Here is a 15765-nt window from a genome sequence, read left to right as displayed (position 1 = left end):
TGTCACCGCGAGATTATGATCGAGGCGAACCTCAAAAGATAAAAACGGTGGATAAATAAAATCGCTAGAGATTTTACACGTGTCACGTTGTTTAATAAACTGTTAATCGAGCATTAGGCGATAGCAGTTTTAATTATGACAAAAATAGTTAAAATATATTCCCAATTTGATATTTAAATTACTATTATCCCAATTATAGAAAAATAATCTTTTATGCTTTCTATTAGATGATCAACATACTTTTAAACAAATAAATATAACCCACTGAAATCATTAGGCAGGTCATATGAAATCTCACCCACTAATTGCTTGGTCTACACTCCAGCCGCTTAAACCCGCATATGCTTTAGCAGCCAATGTGGATCTTGTTGTTCTTCGTCTTGAAGATCATGATGAAGAAAAAGTCGTAGTCATGTATGGTCGTTGTCAGCATCGCGGAGCACTCATGTCCGATGCCCATATTCAAGGCGACAAAATTGTATGTGGCCTTCACGGCTCTCATTACATTTATAAAACTGGCATTAATCCAAGATATCTCAATAAAAATCTGCAAAAAATTAAAGCTTGGATTCAAGATGATCATGTCTATGTTGACTTAGAAGAAATTGAAGCTTGGGAAAAAAGAAATCCACAGCAATTCAACCGTGATCGTTATCAAGGACTCTATGCAGATTCACAGCCTGCTCCTGAAGAGCCACACAATAGATTCATCTTAGAATTAGCTCGAAATGGTCTAAAAAATTTCGGTCATCATGGTCCTACCGCAGCCATGGGTGTGCCTTTTACAAACTTCCAAAATGGGAAGATATCCAACTGGTCACAGCTCAACTTCGGAAAGTTCCTCTACTGGATGATGCTCCCGTTGCAAGCGAAGTGATTATTGGACCAAATGCAAAGAAACCATTGAAACTCAATATTCCATTATTTGTTTCCGACATGAGTTTTGGTGCTTTATCACAAGAAGCAAAAACTGCACTGGCAATGGGTGCAGAAATGGCAGGTACTGGCATCTGTTCTGGTGAAGGCGGAATGTTAGATGATGAACAAGCCTCAAATTCACGATATTTTTACGAGTTGGCCTCTGGTCGTTTTGGCTATGACATTGAAAAAGTAAAAAAATGCCAAGCTTTTCACTTTAAAGGTGGACAGGCAGCAAAAACAGGAACAGGCGGACATCTACCCGGCCATAAAGTAGTTGGAAAAATTGCAGAAGTCCGTGGTTTAGAAGAAGGACAATCTGCGATTTCTCCCGCAACCTTCCCGGATTGGACTGAGCTTTCACAATATAAGGAGTTTGCAAACTATATCCGCGAGCAGACAGGTGGTATTCCGATTGGCTTTAAACTGTCTGCACAGCATATCGAAAAAGACATTGATGCTGCGATTGCGATAGGTGTGGACTACATTATTCTAGATGGTCGTGGTGGTGGTACAGGTGCAGCACCAACATTATTCCGTGACAATATTTCAGTGCCGACCATTCCTGCCTTGGCACGGGCACGTCGTCATTTAGATCGTTTAAGACGTCGTGACATTAGTTTGGTCATTACAGGTGGCTTACGTGTCCCTGCTGATTTTATTAAAGCCTTAGCGCTGGGTGCAGATGCCATTGCCGTGTCTAACTCTGCCATGCAGGCAATTGGTTGTTTAGGAATGCGCGCGTGTAATACAAATGAATGCTCTGTCGGCATTGCAACACAAAAAGATCATTTGCGTCGAAGACTCGAAATTGAAAAATCAGCACAACAACTCGCCAACTTCTTCAATGCTTCAGTCGAGTTGATGCAGGTAATGGCACGTGCTTGTGGGCATGACCATTTAAGTAAATTTAATTTGGATGATTTAACCACTTGGAAAAAAGAAATCAGTGAATTAACGGGCATCCATTACGGCGGCGTCCAATAAATTTCAAACCAATGCTAAAAAGGGATGATTAACTTCATCCTTTTTTTTCTTTTAATCACTACTCTCTAAAATTTTCCCAAGGTTCAAATTTATTCGATTCCGAAATAGAGGAATTCCACGCTTTTTCTTTTCGATAAAGGTACGTGCGATTGAACTGCGGGATGACCACTTCACTTTGACTCGGTCGAATAAATATGTAGTCATCAGGATGGATATCAATTTTACGATCGACACAAATCATTTCCTGATTGGTGCTTCGTCCATACAATAGATGAGGATGAGATTTTGCTGGATAAACATATTGACCCATCCAATAGCCACCATAGATAAAAACCGCTTGATGCTTCTTAAAAAATTTTATTTTTTTAAATGAAGGCATCCCAGGCAATGAAACTTGGTCTAATACTTTCAGTACGGGACTCGCAATATATAAAGCGGGTTTAAGCAAAGAAAGATATTCAGAATCAAAATCGCTGGGCTTAAGCAACATTGAGCCAAATGACAGATCATTACACACACTATGTTTCACGTGAAAACTAAAAGTTGGACTTCCTCCTCCGTTAAAACACAGCTGAGCATGATTTAAATCTGGGAATTGGTGCTTTAAGATGTGCTGATAATTTTGATAAATTTGTTGAGATTCAGCATAAGCTGTTTCTGCACGCTTCACCACCTTAGGTAGTTTAGTGACATGCGCATCGTAGCCCATTAAGCCACTCAAATTTAGCGTTTTTTTATGCTGCTGAATATAATTGAGCATTTGTATAAATTCAGCAGAATTTTGAACGCCTCCTCGATGTAATCCCACATTGATTTCAAGATTGATATTGAAGCTAAGTCCCAGTTGATCAGCCAAGGCATGATATCGTTGCAAACGAGCAAAGGAATCAATTAACCAATGTATCTTGCATTTGATTGGCGTATGATGGTTTTGATAAAACCTTTCTACTGCACGAATTGGCATCGGCTTACCAAAGAGTAAATCAGCTTGATCAAAATGATTGAACATCAATTCTAAGTGATCAATATGGAACACCATAAAGTGTCGGGTGTCTAAATCGAAACTTAGCTTTTTTAACAAAGGCAAACAAGCCAAAGATTTAACGACCAACCGCGGTTTTAAGTGCTTTGCCGAAGCTAGCTGCTGTTTTACATAAGCAATATTAAAGTTTAATGCATCGTCATCGATCAAGAGCATAGGTTGACCTAAACCATGTGCCCGCAAATCATCATTCATTTGATTAAAAAAACTATTCATCTCTCATCCTTGTTGCCCAAGTAATAGTTTTTCAAGATAGGGATTGAGAAACTTTCGATGAGGATCGAGCGCTTCTCTGATTTGCATAAATTCATTCCATTTCGGATAAAGAGCTCGAATCTCTTGGTGAGACAGTTGATGCATCTTAGCCCAGTGTGGACGGCCTCGATATTTTTGAAAAATCGGCTCAATAAGATCAAATACTTTTTGAGGTGACTGCTTATAATATTGATGGATAGAAATCGAAATACTGTCTTGCTGATAGAAAGGACTTAGCCAAATATCATCCCCTTTGACCACGCGGAATTCGATAGGGAAAAAAGAATTTATTTGATATTTTCTAAACGTTGCAATCACTTCTTTGATGCATTGAATGCCATTCTCAATTGGAATTTGATATTCCATTTCATTGAATTTGGTATTCCGAGGTGTTGCAAAAATATCACCCGACCAATCAATGAATTCTGTTGGCTTCACAAAAACACCGACTAATTTTTGAAGATATTTCGTCAAAAAAGGGGCTTTTTTAGAAATTTCACAACACCATGTTAAAAGTTGATCCTCAGATGGCCAAGAAGTTTCTCTTGGCTTCACCTCACCCTCTGTAACATCAAGTGTTTTAAAAATTAATTGATCTGTAAAAGGGAAAATAAAATACTCCAAATGCCGATGTTGGTGCATCAATTGGAGAAATTGATCAAGGCTTTCTTCTACAGGGGCTAAATGAATTTTCTCTTTCAATTTATATCTAGGGCGGTTTTGCATGGTTATTTTCGTTAATATCCCGAGCGATCCCAACGATACTCTTCCTGCCTGAAAAATTTCAGGGTTCTCCGTCTTGGAGCACTGGATCAACTCTCCATTTGCCTGTAATAGCTCAAAATCTTCTACATAACCTGAAATAGAATATAGCGCTGCACCTGTCCCGTGTGTTCCTGTAGACACAGCACCAGCTAAACTTTGTTGATCAATATCACCCTGATTCATAAGCGACTGTTCAAAAGGCGCAAGATGCTGCCCTAAATTGAATAGTCGAGTACCTGCCCATAACGTCGCTTGGCATTTAGCCTGATCAGCATTTAAGACACTTGAAAATCGGTCTAAAGAAATAATAGACGCATCCGTTTTTACCAACGGAGTAAATGAATGCCCTGCACCAACCACACGAACTTTAGAATGTTGAATCACAATATCCTGTAATTCATGTAGTTGGTCTGGATATAAGATGTGTTGCGGGTTTGAGTGGCAATATCCCGACCAGTTAGACCAATAATGATGTGTCAGATTACTCATGTTGCCAACTCCTTTTGTGCAACGGCGGTTTGAACATTTCCCCGATTGGTTCTTTTCTCTAATTCTTTTTGAGGTACTGCTTTAGGTACGCAATTTGATAATTGACGTTGTTCAGGTGGCAAACAAATCTGTTTAGCCAAATGTTTAAAATAGGTTTGAAAAGCTGCCAAAGTCCATTGACCAAATAAAGTGTGTCCACCTTCATAGGCTTGTTCTTGATATTCTTCGAATGTCGTGACATAGCCCATATAGTCATTACAATAAGATGCAAACCAAATTTTTGCGTTAGGAAATGTCGGTAATACACTTTTCTGAATGGTATTTAATACGCGCTTACCTGAAGTTGTTGTAAACTCTCCGGGAACACATACCAAAAAAAGTTGACCGATTCGAATCAGCTGAATTGGCACAATATGTGGCACTAAATCGCTTTCTTGAATTGCGCCAGCGTGAACTTGAGCATTCATTTCAGCAATGAGTGGATCTAAAACACCAGGAAGTGAACCTAATTTTTTTCCTAATATCCGATGCTGACCCGATTCAAAAATAATATTTTTGGGTCCTTGAGCATGATAAAGCTTCTCATAATAAGCACTTTCCACTGGATCTTTTGAATTCAATTTACTTCGTTTGAATTGTCTTGAAAGTAAATTCATAGCCATGATCAATGGCTTTGCAGCACCCACACCATCGACTGGTGTGCCCGCAATAAATGCTGTCCCATGACAAGCTTGGCTTGTTATCGCATTGCTATATCCACCTGAAAACTCTGGATCAGCCACAGTATTTGCCATATCCACATACTCGAGTACTGCATCCAAATCTTGATATTGGATGTTTTGATTCTGTTGCTCAAGTAAAGCGGCTAAAGCATACTCACTCTGTATACGACCATTGTTTCTCGCATAGATGTACTCTGCTTCTCCTTTTATCTTTTTTCTGATCTTAGTCTGATTCTTTCCATGGAAGTGTGGTGACACATCGCCTGCTGTTGCTTGCGCAAATATACAAACTGGTCCATCCACCCCAGCAGCACTTAAGGTCTCTTCCGAAAGTGTTGCGGCATAGCCTTTATTATCACCATCATGAGCATCTAATTGATTGCCCAAACATGTCGCATGCACACCAAACAGTGACAACAGAGAATGCAGCTTTTCCCCACGATAAAAGCCGAGGACTTGCATTTGTCGATTGATCGCTTTGTAAGTTTCAGATTCATCGACAAATGCAGTATCGAGATTTCGATTATACGCTTTTATCGAGCGATTCCATGCCACAGGAACTTGCTCAGGAATGTCAATTGTCGCTAACCGAATCTCTGTAAAATCGCGATTGGATAATGCCTGTTGAATACTGGATTGCACAGCATCCACAACTGCATCAAGGTGCTCAGGCACAAATCCTGGTGTCGGCATATTATAAAGAGCTTCATAACCACAACCGCCCGGACCTGAATGGGTATGCGTTGCCATTAGAACCAAACGATGTGGATCGAAACAATCCCTCAACGTTTCATTCAAGCGTTGGATTACATTGATTCGAATTGCTGAAGTAATACAGCCAAAATCTAGACAACATAATATCAATGGGGCATCTTGATCTTTTTGAATGGTCACTGTTCTCGCATACAGCGCAGTTCTTTTTTTATAGGCACGGTGATGCCACATCCCATAGCCAAACATGGCATAGCCTTTGGGTTCGATGTTAATTTCATCTTTCCCCCACCCAACAATATACATATGCAAAATCCTTTTGCTTTTATTATTCGATTTTGAAACTTAAAATCTGTTTAAAATTTACCCTATTTCTAGATCAATTACATTATTCAGCACAAATAAATATCACCAACTTCACGAATAAATCGCAATAAAATGAAGTTAAAAAATATGAATTTTCGCCTAATTGACAAAATGTCACGTTTGCTCGACTAAAGGATAAATGTATTCCGTTTATTTTTTGCTTATCTTTTACTCAGGATTATAAAAATGAAGATGGATACTAAAATGAATTTAAGTCCGTATGACGAACTACCTAGAACGCCAGCAAATTTTGTTGCCCTTTCTCCACTCAGATATTTAGAGCGTGCGGCCTACATCTACCCTCAGCAAGATGCAATTATTCATGGTACACGCCGGATTAGCTGGAAAGAAAAATACAAACGTTGCCGTCAATTTGCCAATCAGTTGCAAAAGCTTGGTATTCAAAAAAATGATACTGTGTCGGTATTACTTCCAAATATTCCAGCCATGATCGAAGCGCATTTTGCAGTGCCTATGGCAGGCGCTGTACTCAATACATTAAATACGCGCCTAGATGCAAAAACACTCGCATTTATGCTTGAACATGCTGAATCAAAAGTACTTTTAGTTGACCCTGAATTCTCAGAATTAGCACAGGAAGCTTTAGCACAAGTTCCTCAGGACATTTATGTTATCGATGTTGCAGATACTGAATATGAATTCAATGATCAAGCGCCCCGTATTGGAAAAATTGAGTATGAATCTTGGCTTTCACAAGGTAATCCTGAGTTTGAGTGGCAATTACCACAGGATGAATGGGATGCCATCAGCTTAAACTACACCTCAGGCACAACTGGGAATCCAAAAGGTGTGGTCTATCATCATCGTGGGGCTTATATTAATGCAGCAAGTAATATCATTGCTTGTGGTATGACACCCCGTGCCACCTATTTATGGACTTTGCCTCTGTTCCATTGTAATGGATGGTGTTTCGCTTGGACCATGGCCGCCAACGGTGGCACAAATGTTTGTCTTCGAAAAGTTGATCCAGCACAGATCTATCAATTGATCGCGGATCATCAAGTCGATTACTTCTGTGGTGCACCAATTGTATTGTCCATGTTGATCAACACACCAAAAGAGCAACAACGCGAAATTAATCATCGAGTCGAAGTGATGGTTGCTGGTGCAGCGCCACCAGCTGCCATTATTGAAGGTATGCGAAATCTAGGAATCAATGTTACCCACGTCTATGGTCTCACTGAAACCTATGGACCATCAGCGCTATGTGCTTCGCAAGCAGGCTGGAGTGATTTAAGCATCCAAGAACAAGCTCAACTACATTCACGCCAAGGTGTACCTTATCCACTTCAAGATGGGATGAAAGTATTGGATCCTGAAACGATGCTGCCTGTACCGAACGATGGTCAGACCATGGGGGAAATTATGTTCCGTGGCAACATTGTCATGAAAGGTTACTTGAAGAACCCTGAAGCCACCGCTGAAGCATTTGCTGGTGGATGGTTCCATACTGGCGATCTTGCCGTATGCCAGCCTGATGGTTATGCCAAAATTACAGATCGCTCGAAAGATGTGATTATTTCTGGTGGTGAAAATATTTCTTCACTTGAAGTGGAAGAAGTACTTTATCAACACCCTGCCGTGCTGACAGCTGCAGTTGTTGCAAAACCTGATCCACGTTGGCAAGAAGTTCCATGCGCATTTATTGAATTGAAGCAAGGGCAACAAGCTACACCTGAAGAAATCATTGAATACTGCAAACAACATCTTGCTCGATTCAAGGTACCCAAAGACGTAGTGATTACTGAAATTCCTAAAACCTCAACAGGCAAACTGCAAAAGTTTGTATTACGAGATTGGGCAAAAGATCGTGCTGCACTCTAAATATTAAGCATCTAAGAAATAAAAAAAGGTCTGAAACATCAGACCTTTTTTATGACCATTAACGATCAGAGATGAGCGCAACTTGCTGAACGTAATTCAGCAAATTTAACTTAGATTGTGCAACAGCATCCTCACCTAAGTTTTTTTGAATATCACGTTCAATACGAAGTAAATGCTGACGTATTGCATGATGCTCTGCAGCATTGTAAGTCTTCATAAATTCTTTAATAACAGGCTCACCTTGTGCAATCATACGATCGACCCAGCGATGCAATTGCGCTGTCTTTTTCGCCCCTTGTTGAGGTGTCAAATAAGATAAGATCATGCTCTCGTCTTCATTGCGTAATAATTTACCAATACGCAAAAATTGACGACGACGAGCCTCACCTGATGTTATCAATTGAACATCCAATAAAGCTTCAATTAAGCGCTCTTCCACAGGAAGGCTTTCAATCTTTTTTTTGGGTAACTCAGCAAGTTGAGCCCCTAAAGCAGCCATACGTTGTACAGCTTTCTTTTGTTCAGTTTTACTTGCACGTCCTTCTAAAGACTCAAAATCATCTTCAGTAAAACGTTGCGATCGACGTGCCACGATTATTCAGCCTCGTAAAATTTTGCTGCGAATAATGCTTGAACTTCAGACAAAGCTTTCTCTTCATCTGCCCCTTCAATCACTAGTCTTAATGTAGTTCCTTTGCCTGCACCGAGCATGAGCAAAGACATAATATTTTTGGCATCGACTAATTTATCGCCCTTACCAATTTTAATCGAACTTCGAAATTTGGTAGTGACCTCAATGAGCTTGCCTGACGCACGCGCATGTAATCCTAATTTGTTAATTACGTCAACAGTTGTGTCAATCATGACCAGTGCTTCATTTCTCTATGCAAGACCTGAATAGACCATTGTGCCTCAAGCGCCTTTTTGAGTCTATCCACAATAAATACAGAGCGGTGCTGACCACCTGTACATCCAATCGAAACCGTAATGTAATGGCGATGCCCTTCTGCAAAGGCAGGCAACCACTTCTCTAAAAATTGCTTTAAATCCTCAAACATCATATTCACTTGGTCAAATGATGTCAGGAATTTTTCAATGGGCTCATCTAAGCCCGAATATTTTCTAAGCTCTAAATCCCAATGTGGATTGGGTAAATGCCGCACATCAAAAATAAAATCAGCATCCAACGGAATACCATGCTTATATCCAAAAGACTGTAAAATAACAATTAAGTTATCTACCTGCCCTAAGCGGGATAATAATGTATCTTTAAGATCATGGACACTTTTATCTGATGTATCAATCTGTACAGTTGCTCTTAATTGAATCGGCAACAGTAATTGTTTCTCTTCCTGAATGCACTCATTCAGACTTTTAAACCGATTCGCCAGTGGATGAGGTCGACGCGAGGCACTAAAACGAGCAATTAGCTCTTGATCTTTGGTGGTGAGATAAATGACCTCGACCTCACCATGTTTTTCCAGTTGCTGATAAACTTGCTCAAATTCTTGCAAATCAGCGCGTGTACTCCGAACATCAACCCCTAAAGCCAATTGTTCTAAATTATTTTCTTGATCTAACTTTCCAACGATCTCAGGAAGTAATGCTAGCGGCAAATTATCGATACAGTAATAACCTAAATCTTCGAGAACCTGCAATGCAGATGACTTCCCTGAACCGGATTGTCCTGTAACAATAAGAATTCGCTTCATGCACCACACCTGACGATCATTATCGAGTTTAATCCTGTTTTAATGACTGATTTGTAAATTGTCGATCAAGCGTGTCGAACCAATTTTCGCAGCAACAAATAACACAATATCTTGGTCAAATTGCTCTACTGCCTGCAACATTGGATTACGTGCTTCAACATAATCCACGACAAAGCCAGCATCACTTAAAGTTGATTTTATCTCAGCAAGAACCTCTGTAAGCGCTTGACCTTGTTTTAAATTTGTTTCAGCAGTTTTTAAAGATTGATAAATGACTGGTGCAATTTGACGATGTTCAGCCGAAAGATAACCATTACGTGAACTTAATGCCAAACCATCTTCAGCACGTGCAATTGGCACACCAATAATTTCAATCGGCATGTTCAAGTCACGTACCATTGTCTTAATCACAGCCAACTGCTGGTAGTCTTTTTGACCAAAAAATGCAAAATGTGGTTGTACGATATTAAATAACTTCGTTACCACTACCGCAACACCATCAAAGTGCCCCGGACGTTGAGCACCACATAAATCATTGGTAATTTGACCGACACTAATGTTCGTTAAGCGAGGTTGACTGCCATACATTTGCTCAACTGAAGGTGCAAAAATAATGTCACAACCCTCTTCAGCCAACAATTGACTGTCTTGATCAAGTGTGCGTGGGTAACTGTCATAATCCTCATTTGGGCCAAATTGAATCGGATTCACAAAAATACTGACCACAACCACATCACATAATTTACGTGCTTCACGTACTAAATTTAAATGACCTTGATGTAGATTTCCCATGGTCGGGACAAAACCAATAGTCTTTCGTGCTTGACGTGCAGCATGAAGTGATGCGGTTAAACCATGGATTGTTGTTTCAGTTTTCATGATTAAAGCTCAACTTGGAACGTATGTTCTTTAGCAGGGAAAGATTGATCTAGTACAGCAGCATGATACGATTTGATTGCATCAAGAATGGCTGTTTCACCAGACTGTTCTTTCATAAAATTACGTACAAAACGTGCAACACGACCGAAGTTTAATCCCAGCATATCTTGAACAACCAGAACTTGCCCATCGGTTTGTGCCCCAGCACCAATACCAATCACAGGTACATGCGGAAATAATTCTGAAATTTCTTGACCCAATTGTGCAGGTACACACTCTAGCAATAACACTGCTGCCCCAGCCTCAACAACAGCTTTACAATCAGCAATCAGTTGATCCGCAGCTTCACGCGTTTTGGCTTGTAATTTATAGCCACCAAATACATGAACGGATTGTGGCGTTAATCCAAGATGGACACACACTGGAATACCATTGCGAGTCAACACTTCTACCGTTTCAGCAAGCCAAGCTCCACCTTCAAGCTTGACCATTTGTGCGCCAGCTTGCATCACTTTTTTCGAGTTTACTAATGCATCATTGAGTGTGGCATAACTCATAAAAGGAAGATCAGTTAAGATGAAAGCATGGTTATTTCCACGACGTACAACTGAGGTGTGATAGACCATATCTTCCACATTCACAGGCAACGTTGAATCATGGCCCTGAATGGTCATCCCAAGCGAATCACCAATTAAAATGGTATCTATTTCAGCAATTTCCATTGCCTTCGCCATACTGGCGTCATAACAAGTCAGACAAGAAAATTTTCGACCTTGCTGTTTGAATTGTCTTAAATCGCTCAGACTGATCATAAGATGTCCTCTAACACAGTTCCTTAGAACATTTTAAAGTTTAAATACTGATCCAAGATGAATCTGCTAAAACATCCAATTGGCTGTGTTTTGCAATATTCGTTTCTCGAATTTTCTGTCCATGAATTTCTAATTCGACATCCAGATCTAATAACGGCAGTATGACAAAATCTCGCTCAAATATCCCGATATGCGGAACAGTTAAGCGATCATTTTGAATCGTTTGATCACCATATAACAATAGATCTAAATCGAGTGTGCGTTCACCCCAACGACGTAAACGCACCCGCCCTGCTTCATTTTCTATTTTTTGTAATTCATCTAATAATTCAAGCGCCGTTAGACTCGTATCTAAACGAACGACCGCATTGTGGTAATGTGGTTGATCTTGAGGACCCATAGGTGGACTATGATAAAGCCTTGATGCTTTCACCACACCCAGCATTGCCAGTTTCGTATAGGCTTCTGCCATCAACTGCTGAGAATCACCTAAATTACTTCCCAGTCCAATATATGTTCGTACTGTCATTGGATAGGACCAAACACCACTGTATTTAAATCGCGTTTGACACGTTTACGCTTCAAAATAGGATGATCAGCTGCAATACCATTATCCAAAGCGATACTCGCATTTTGCTCTGTTCTTCGCTCATTCGCTGAAGCGGCCTTACGACTGCGGCGGCTACGTGACTCCGTTTCTTTAACTAGCGGTTCAATCTGCTGAGGTTTTGTTTCCACAACATCTTCGGTCACGGCGACTTTACGTCGTGATTTAGTCCTTTGACGATTGTACTGCGCAATCACACGCTCTTTTTCGTCCAAAGACATCATCTGATAAGCATCCCACCATTGACCCATGCCATTGGTCGTCTGATCTCCAGACTTTTCACGCAGCAACATAAAGTCAAAGCCTGCTCTAAAACGAGCATGACCTGAGAGTGCTTCAATTTGCTGAGGTTTTGGGTTCAACAAACGGGTTTGCATTTCCCAAACTTCACGAATAAAGGTTTCTGCAAAACGCGGGATAATCGTACGTGTCGCTTGGCGCTTCAGCACATCTAAGCCGGCTTGAGCACGTGCTTCAGCTGCCACAACACCTTTGTGCATATAAAAATCACAACGCTCAAGGAACGGTTTCCACAATAATACCGCATAGAAAAATGCAGGGTTGATCGTTTTACCAATTTGAATTCGCTGATCTGTATTTTTCGCTGCACGTTCAATAAATGCATCAATATGAGGAGGGATATCTGCAAATAATTGTTTCCAGATTCCAAACTCAATCAACATTGGGAGCACACGATTCAAATGCCCCATTGTGAATAACTTTTGAGATTCATCATATAAACGATGCGGTGATACATCACGTAAAAGCAAGGTTGCTTCAGGTGTAAATACATCTAAAATTGCAGGATCAATTTTAAAGTTAAGTTTCGCAGCAAATCTCAGTGTTCGTAACATACGAACTGGATCTTCTTCAAAACGTAACTTTGGATCCCCCAATAAACGCAATGTTTTTGTTTTTATATCATCTATAGCGTTACAGAAATCAAGAACGATACCCTTACGCGGTTGGTAATACATCGCATTGATTGAGAAATCTCGACGAGCAAAATCTTCTTCAATTGAGCCCCAATTATTATCTCTTAGAATCATACCTGCAGCAGAAGTCACTGCTTTTTTAGGAGGTGCTCGGAAAGTGGCCACTTCAATTAATTCACGACCAGAATAGACATGAGCCAACTCAAAACGACGACCAATAATTCGGCAACGACGACCAAATACTTCTTTAATTTGTGAAGGTGTCGCATTGGTTACAGCATCGAAATCTTTAGGCGCAAGTCCAAGCATCAAATCACGGACACCACCACCGACGATATAAGCTTCATAGCCGGCTTTAGTTAAAGAATCAATAACATCTAGAATGGAAGAAGGTAATTGTGCAGTGGATAAACCGCACTTTGACGCGTGCAAAGTTTGCAAAAGACGCTGTCTCCTACGTCAGAACGTAAAATCATAATTGTGCTAATCATAGCTCTAACACAATCAAAGGGCAATTTTATTCTCCAAGATTCACCGTCAAAATTGATTAAATTTCAACACCCCTTAGCGCCATTTGATCTCTATAAAATCATCATTAGAGGGCTAACTGGTTGCGATTCTTTTCGATAAACTTGGGGCCTATTCCTTTGACATTTTGAAGTTCATCTACTGACTTAAAACTGCCATGCTTTTGCCGATACTCAATAATTGCAGCAGCTTTCTTCTCACCCACTCCTTTAATCATTTGTAATTCAACCATTGAAGCCGTATTAAGACGTACTTTGGCTGATTGCCCGACACCACCACCTGTTGCTTGCTTTGATGATGTATTTCCAGCTGGTCGAGATAAATAATGGTTCGCACTTTGTCGGTTAAGTCGTTGATCATGTGCTTCTTGCTCTGCTTTCCATTTTAAGTAAGATTGATCAAACTGTTGTGCATACGCCGAACTGATTAAACTCACACATGCAGTAAATATCAGAAGAAGAAAAGAAATGATGCTATTCATGTTGAACCTGAATTTTATTGTTATGTTGCTTTAGATACACTTTTGCTTGATCCCACAATTGGTCCATTTCTTTGAGACTCATATTTTCAATGGGCGTATTTCTATTTTTTGCCTGCAACTCAATGTATGAAAAACGTTGTTTAAATTTGTGGATGGTTCCAAGTAGAGCCATCTCACTTGAAATGCCGATTTTACGTCCAACATTGATTAAAGAAAATAAACAATCTCCAAACTCTTCTTGTATTTCGTCGGAATTTTGATGGTTGAGGGCTTCTCTTAATTCAGATAACTCTTCATCTAACTTTTCATACGCCTGCTCAACATTTTCGAAATCAAATCCAATCTGAGCTACATTTTTTTGAATTTGCTCGGCTTGATCTAAGGCTGGACCCGCTTTAATTTCATCTAAACGTGATTTAGTTTTGTCTTTGTTCTCTTCAGCCTTAATTTTTTGCCAAAGTTCACTCACCTGCTGTTCATTCAGTTGTTCAAATTGAGCTGATTGAAAGACATGAGGATGTCTTCGAATCAACTTGTCGCACAACGTTTCCACCACATCATGAAAATTAAATGCTCCTTGCTCACTATACATTTGCGCTTGAAATACAACTTGCAGCAGAAGATCTCCTAATTCCTCTTTTACATGCGCTGTATTTTGTGATCGAACTGCTTCTTCAACCTCATAAGCTTCTTCAATCGCATAGCGAGTCAAGCTTTCAGGCGTTTGTTTTTGATCCCATGGACATTTCGCACGAAGCTCTTGCATGATATTTAAAAGTTTTTCCATGAAAGTTGATCTCTAGTGAATGATGAGTTTAAAGATATTGTTGATTCAATGAACAATCTTATGCTCAACTAGGAACATAAAATGATGTAAAACAACAAGGATTTTCGATGACATCTAGCATTTTTATCAGTGGCGCAGCACAAGGGATTGGCGCAGCTACCGCAAAACTATTCTATCAGCAAGGTTATAAAGTCGGTATTTATGACATCAATCTCGAACAAGCTGAACAATTGGCTCAATCTTTAGGGCCAAATGCTAAAGCGGGTTTGCTAGATGTTTCCCAATACGACCAATGGCAAAGTGCTTTAACTGAGTTCAACGAATGGGCTGGTGAAATAAATATATTATTAAATAATGCTGGCATCTTATATTCAGGGGCATTCGAAAATACAGATATCTCATCGCATCATCGAACATTTAATATCAATGTTAACGGCGTTCTCAATGGCTGTCACGCTGCGCTCCCTTTCTTAAAACAGGCCTCCCACGCACGTATCATCAATATGTCCTCTGCTTCTGCTATCTATGGTCAAGCTGATTTAGTGTCCTATTCAGCAAGTAAATTTGCTGTTCGCGGCATTACAGAAGGTCTTGATGTTGAATGGCAAAAATATGGAATACGCGTATTAGACATCATGCCATTATTTGTTCAGACTGCCATGGTAAAAGGCATGGATGCGGGTACGATTCAAAATATGGGAGTCAGTCTCAGCGCCCAAGACGTTGCTCAGGAAATTTACCGTGTCGCACGTTTAAAAAACCATCACTTAACCGTGACTCACCATACTGTTGGCATCAAAACTGAACTGATGTATCACCTGTCAAGATTCAGTCCCCAATTGATCAATAGGGTGACAAATTTATTGTTAAGTAAAAAGAAATGATAAATTTGTCTCATTTTTGTAATATTCTCTCGCCCCAACA

At 40.0% G+C, this 15765-nt stretch carries 16 protein-coding genes; 4 read left to right on the top strand and 12 right to left on the bottom strand.

The window, feature by feature from the left end:
* Positions 1-286: 286 nt before the first annotated feature.
* Positions 287-877, top strand: a complete 591-nt coding sequence (locus tag AC1M9D_RS01470) for a Rieske (2Fe-2S) protein (RefSeq protein WP_481593333.1) — start codon at positions 287-289, stop codon at positions 875-877.
* Positions 874-1905, top strand: coding sequence for an FMN-binding glutamate synthase family protein (locus AC1M9D_RS01465; protein WP_481611354.1), 1032 nt, complete (start codon positions 874-876; stop codon positions 1903-1905). The genes AC1M9D_RS01470 and AC1M9D_RS01465 overlap by 4 nt, the downstream gene beginning before the upstream one ends.
* A 58-nt stretch (positions 1906-1963) precedes the next feature.
* Here AC1M9D_RS01465 and AC1M9D_RS01460 read toward each other — a convergent pair whose 3' ends face one another.
* The 3 genes from AC1M9D_RS01460 to AC1M9D_RS01450 are packed head-to-tail and all read right to left on the bottom strand — an operon-like array spanning position 1964 to position 6195.
* Positions 1964-3163, bottom strand: a complete 1200-nt coding sequence (locus AC1M9D_RS01460; RefSeq protein WP_481611353.1) for an alanine racemase — start codon at positions 3161-3163, stop codon at positions 1964-1966.
* 3 nt (positions 3164-3166) lie between these two features.
* Positions 3167-4456, bottom strand: coding sequence for a D-arabinono-1,4-lactone oxidase (locus AC1M9D_RS01455; RefSeq protein WP_481611352.1), 1290 nt, complete (start codon positions 4454-4456; stop codon positions 3167-3169).
* Positions 4453-6195, bottom strand: coding sequence for a neutral/alkaline non-lysosomal ceramidase N-terminal domain-containing protein (locus AC1M9D_RS01450; protein ID WP_481611351.1), 1743 nt, complete (start codon positions 6193-6195; stop codon positions 4453-4455). The genes AC1M9D_RS01455 and AC1M9D_RS01450 overlap by 4 nt, the downstream gene beginning before the upstream one ends.
* Positions 6196-6459: 264 nt before the next feature.
* On the opposite strand from AC1M9D_RS01450, the gene AC1M9D_RS01445 reads away from it, so the two are divergent.
* The gene (locus AC1M9D_RS01445; RefSeq protein WP_481611350.1) at positions 6460-8100 is read left to right on the top strand and encodes an acyl-CoA synthetase; all 1641 of its coding nucleotides are present in this window, start codon (positions 6460-6462) and stop codon (positions 8098-8100) included.
* A 58-nt stretch (positions 8101-8158) separates the two neighbouring features.
* Here the strand turns inward: AC1M9D_RS01445 and yjgA are convergent, their stop codons facing one another.
* The 9 genes from yjgA to mazG form a co-directional block, all read right to left on the bottom strand.
* Positions 8159-8692, bottom strand: a complete 534-nt coding sequence (gene yjgA, locus AC1M9D_RS01440; RefSeq protein WP_035265351.1) for a ribosome biogenesis factor YjgA — start codon at positions 8690-8692, stop codon at positions 8159-8161.
* 2 nt (positions 8693-8694) lie between these two features.
* The gene (locus AC1M9D_RS01435; RefSeq protein WP_035265349.1) at positions 8695-8964 is read right to left on the bottom strand and encodes an HPr family phosphocarrier protein; all 270 of its coding nucleotides are present in this window, start codon (positions 8962-8964) and stop codon (positions 8695-8697) included.
* Entirely contained in the window at positions 8961-9812 is an 852-nt protein-coding gene (gene rapZ, locus AC1M9D_RS01430) for an RNase adapter RapZ (protein WP_035265345.1), read from the bottom strand. The genes AC1M9D_RS01435 and rapZ overlap by 4 nt, the downstream gene beginning before the upstream one ends.
* Positions 9813-9851: 39 nt before the next feature.
* Complete coding sequence (gene panC, locus AC1M9D_RS01425; RefSeq protein WP_179998617.1) at positions 9852-10691, bottom strand: pantoate--beta-alanine ligase; 840 nt, start codon at positions 10689-10691, stop codon at positions 9852-9854.
* A 2-nt stretch (positions 10692-10693) separates the two neighbouring features.
* Entirely contained in the window at positions 10694-11503 is an 810-nt protein-coding gene (panB, locus tag AC1M9D_RS01420; RefSeq protein WP_481611349.1) for a 3-methyl-2-oxobutanoate hydroxymethyltransferase, read from the bottom strand.
* Between the two features lie 40 nt (positions 11504-11543).
* Positions 11544-12032: a 2-amino-4-hydroxy-6-hydroxymethyldihydropteridine diphosphokinase gene (gene folK / locus AC1M9D_RS01415; RefSeq protein ID WP_481611348.1), complete on the bottom strand. Its 489-nt coding sequence runs from the start codon at positions 12030-12032 to the stop codon at positions 11544-11546.
* Positions 12029-13486 carry a polynucleotide adenylyltransferase PcnB gene (gene pcnB, locus AC1M9D_RS01410; RefSeq protein ID WP_481611347.1) on the bottom strand — a complete coding sequence of 486 codons (1458 nt, stop codon included), beginning with the start codon at positions 13484-13486 and terminating at the stop codon, positions 12029-12031. Before pcnB ends, folK begins: the two co-directional genes overlap by 4 nt.
* 154 nt (positions 13487-13640) lie before the next feature.
* Positions 13641-14054 (bottom strand): helix-hairpin-helix domain-containing protein, encoded by a 414-nt coding sequence (locus AC1M9D_RS01405; protein WP_481611346.1) that lies wholly within the window; start codon positions 14052-14054, stop codon positions 13641-13643.
* Entirely contained in the window at positions 14047-14841 is a 795-nt protein-coding gene (mazG, locus tag AC1M9D_RS01400; protein WP_481591536.1) for a nucleoside triphosphate pyrophosphohydrolase, read from the bottom strand. The genes AC1M9D_RS01405 and mazG overlap by 8 nt, the downstream gene beginning before the upstream one ends.
* A gap of 107 nt (positions 14842-14948) precedes the next feature.
* On the opposite strand from mazG, the gene AC1M9D_RS01395 reads away from it, so the two are divergent.
* Entirely contained in the window at positions 14949-15725 is a 777-nt protein-coding gene (locus tag AC1M9D_RS01395) for an SDR family oxidoreductase (RefSeq protein WP_035265333.1), read from the top strand.
* Positions 15726-15765 lie beyond the last annotated feature (40 nt).

This window comes from Acinetobacter sp. ANC_7682 (genome assembly GCF_056779795.1).
Note: the sequence above shows the minus strand (reverse complement) of the source record. Positions and strands in the feature narration are given on the sequence as shown.

Excerpts from the sequence above, each read along its gene's own strand:
- AC1M9D_RS01470 (WP_481593333.1), top strand. The coding sequence starts at position 287 with ATGAAATCTCACCCACTAATTGCTTGGTCTACACTCCAGCCGCTTAAA.
- AC1M9D_RS01460 (WP_481611353.1), bottom strand. The coding sequence starts at position 3,163 with ATGAATAGTTTTTTTAATCAAATGAATGATGATTTGCGGGCACATGGT.
- AC1M9D_RS01455 (WP_481611352.1), bottom strand. The coding sequence starts at position 4,456 with ATGAGTAATCTGACACATCATTATTGGTCTAACTGGTCGGGATATTGC.
- AC1M9D_RS01450 (WP_481611351.1), bottom strand. The coding sequence starts at position 6,195 with ATGTATATTGTTGGGTGGGGGAAAGATGAAATTAACATCGAACCCAAA.
- AC1M9D_RS01445 (WP_481611350.1), top strand. The coding sequence starts at position 6,460 with ATGAATTTAAGTCCGTATGACGAACTACCTAGAACGCCAGCAAATTTT.
- AC1M9D_RS01435 (WP_035265349.1), bottom strand. The coding sequence starts at position 8,964 with ATGATTGACACAACTGTTGACGTAATTAACAAATTAGGATTACATGCG.
- rapZ (WP_035265345.1), bottom strand. The coding sequence starts at position 9,812 with ATGAAGCGAATTCTTATTGTTACAGGACAATCCGGTTCAGGGAAGTCA.
- panC (WP_179998617.1), bottom strand. The coding sequence starts at position 10,691 with ATGAAAACTGAAACAACAATCCATGGTTTAACCGCATCACTTCATGCT.
- panB (WP_481611349.1), bottom strand. The coding sequence starts at position 11,503 with ATGATCAGTCTGAGCGATTTAAGACAATTCAAACAGCAAGGTCGAAAA.
- folK (WP_481611348.1), bottom strand. The coding sequence starts at position 12,032 with ATGACAGTACGAACATATATTGGACTGGGAAGTAATTTAGGTGATTCT.
- AC1M9D_RS01405 (WP_481611346.1), bottom strand. The coding sequence starts at position 14,054 with ATGAATAGCATCATTTCTTTTCTTCTTCTGATATTTACTGCATGTGTG.
- mazG (WP_481591536.1), bottom strand. The coding sequence starts at position 14,841 with ATGGAAAAACTTTTAAATATCATGCAAGAGCTTCGTGCGAAATGTCCA.
- AC1M9D_RS01395 (WP_035265333.1), top strand. The coding sequence starts at position 14,949 with ATGACATCTAGCATTTTTATCAGTGGCGCAGCACAAGGGATTGGCGCA.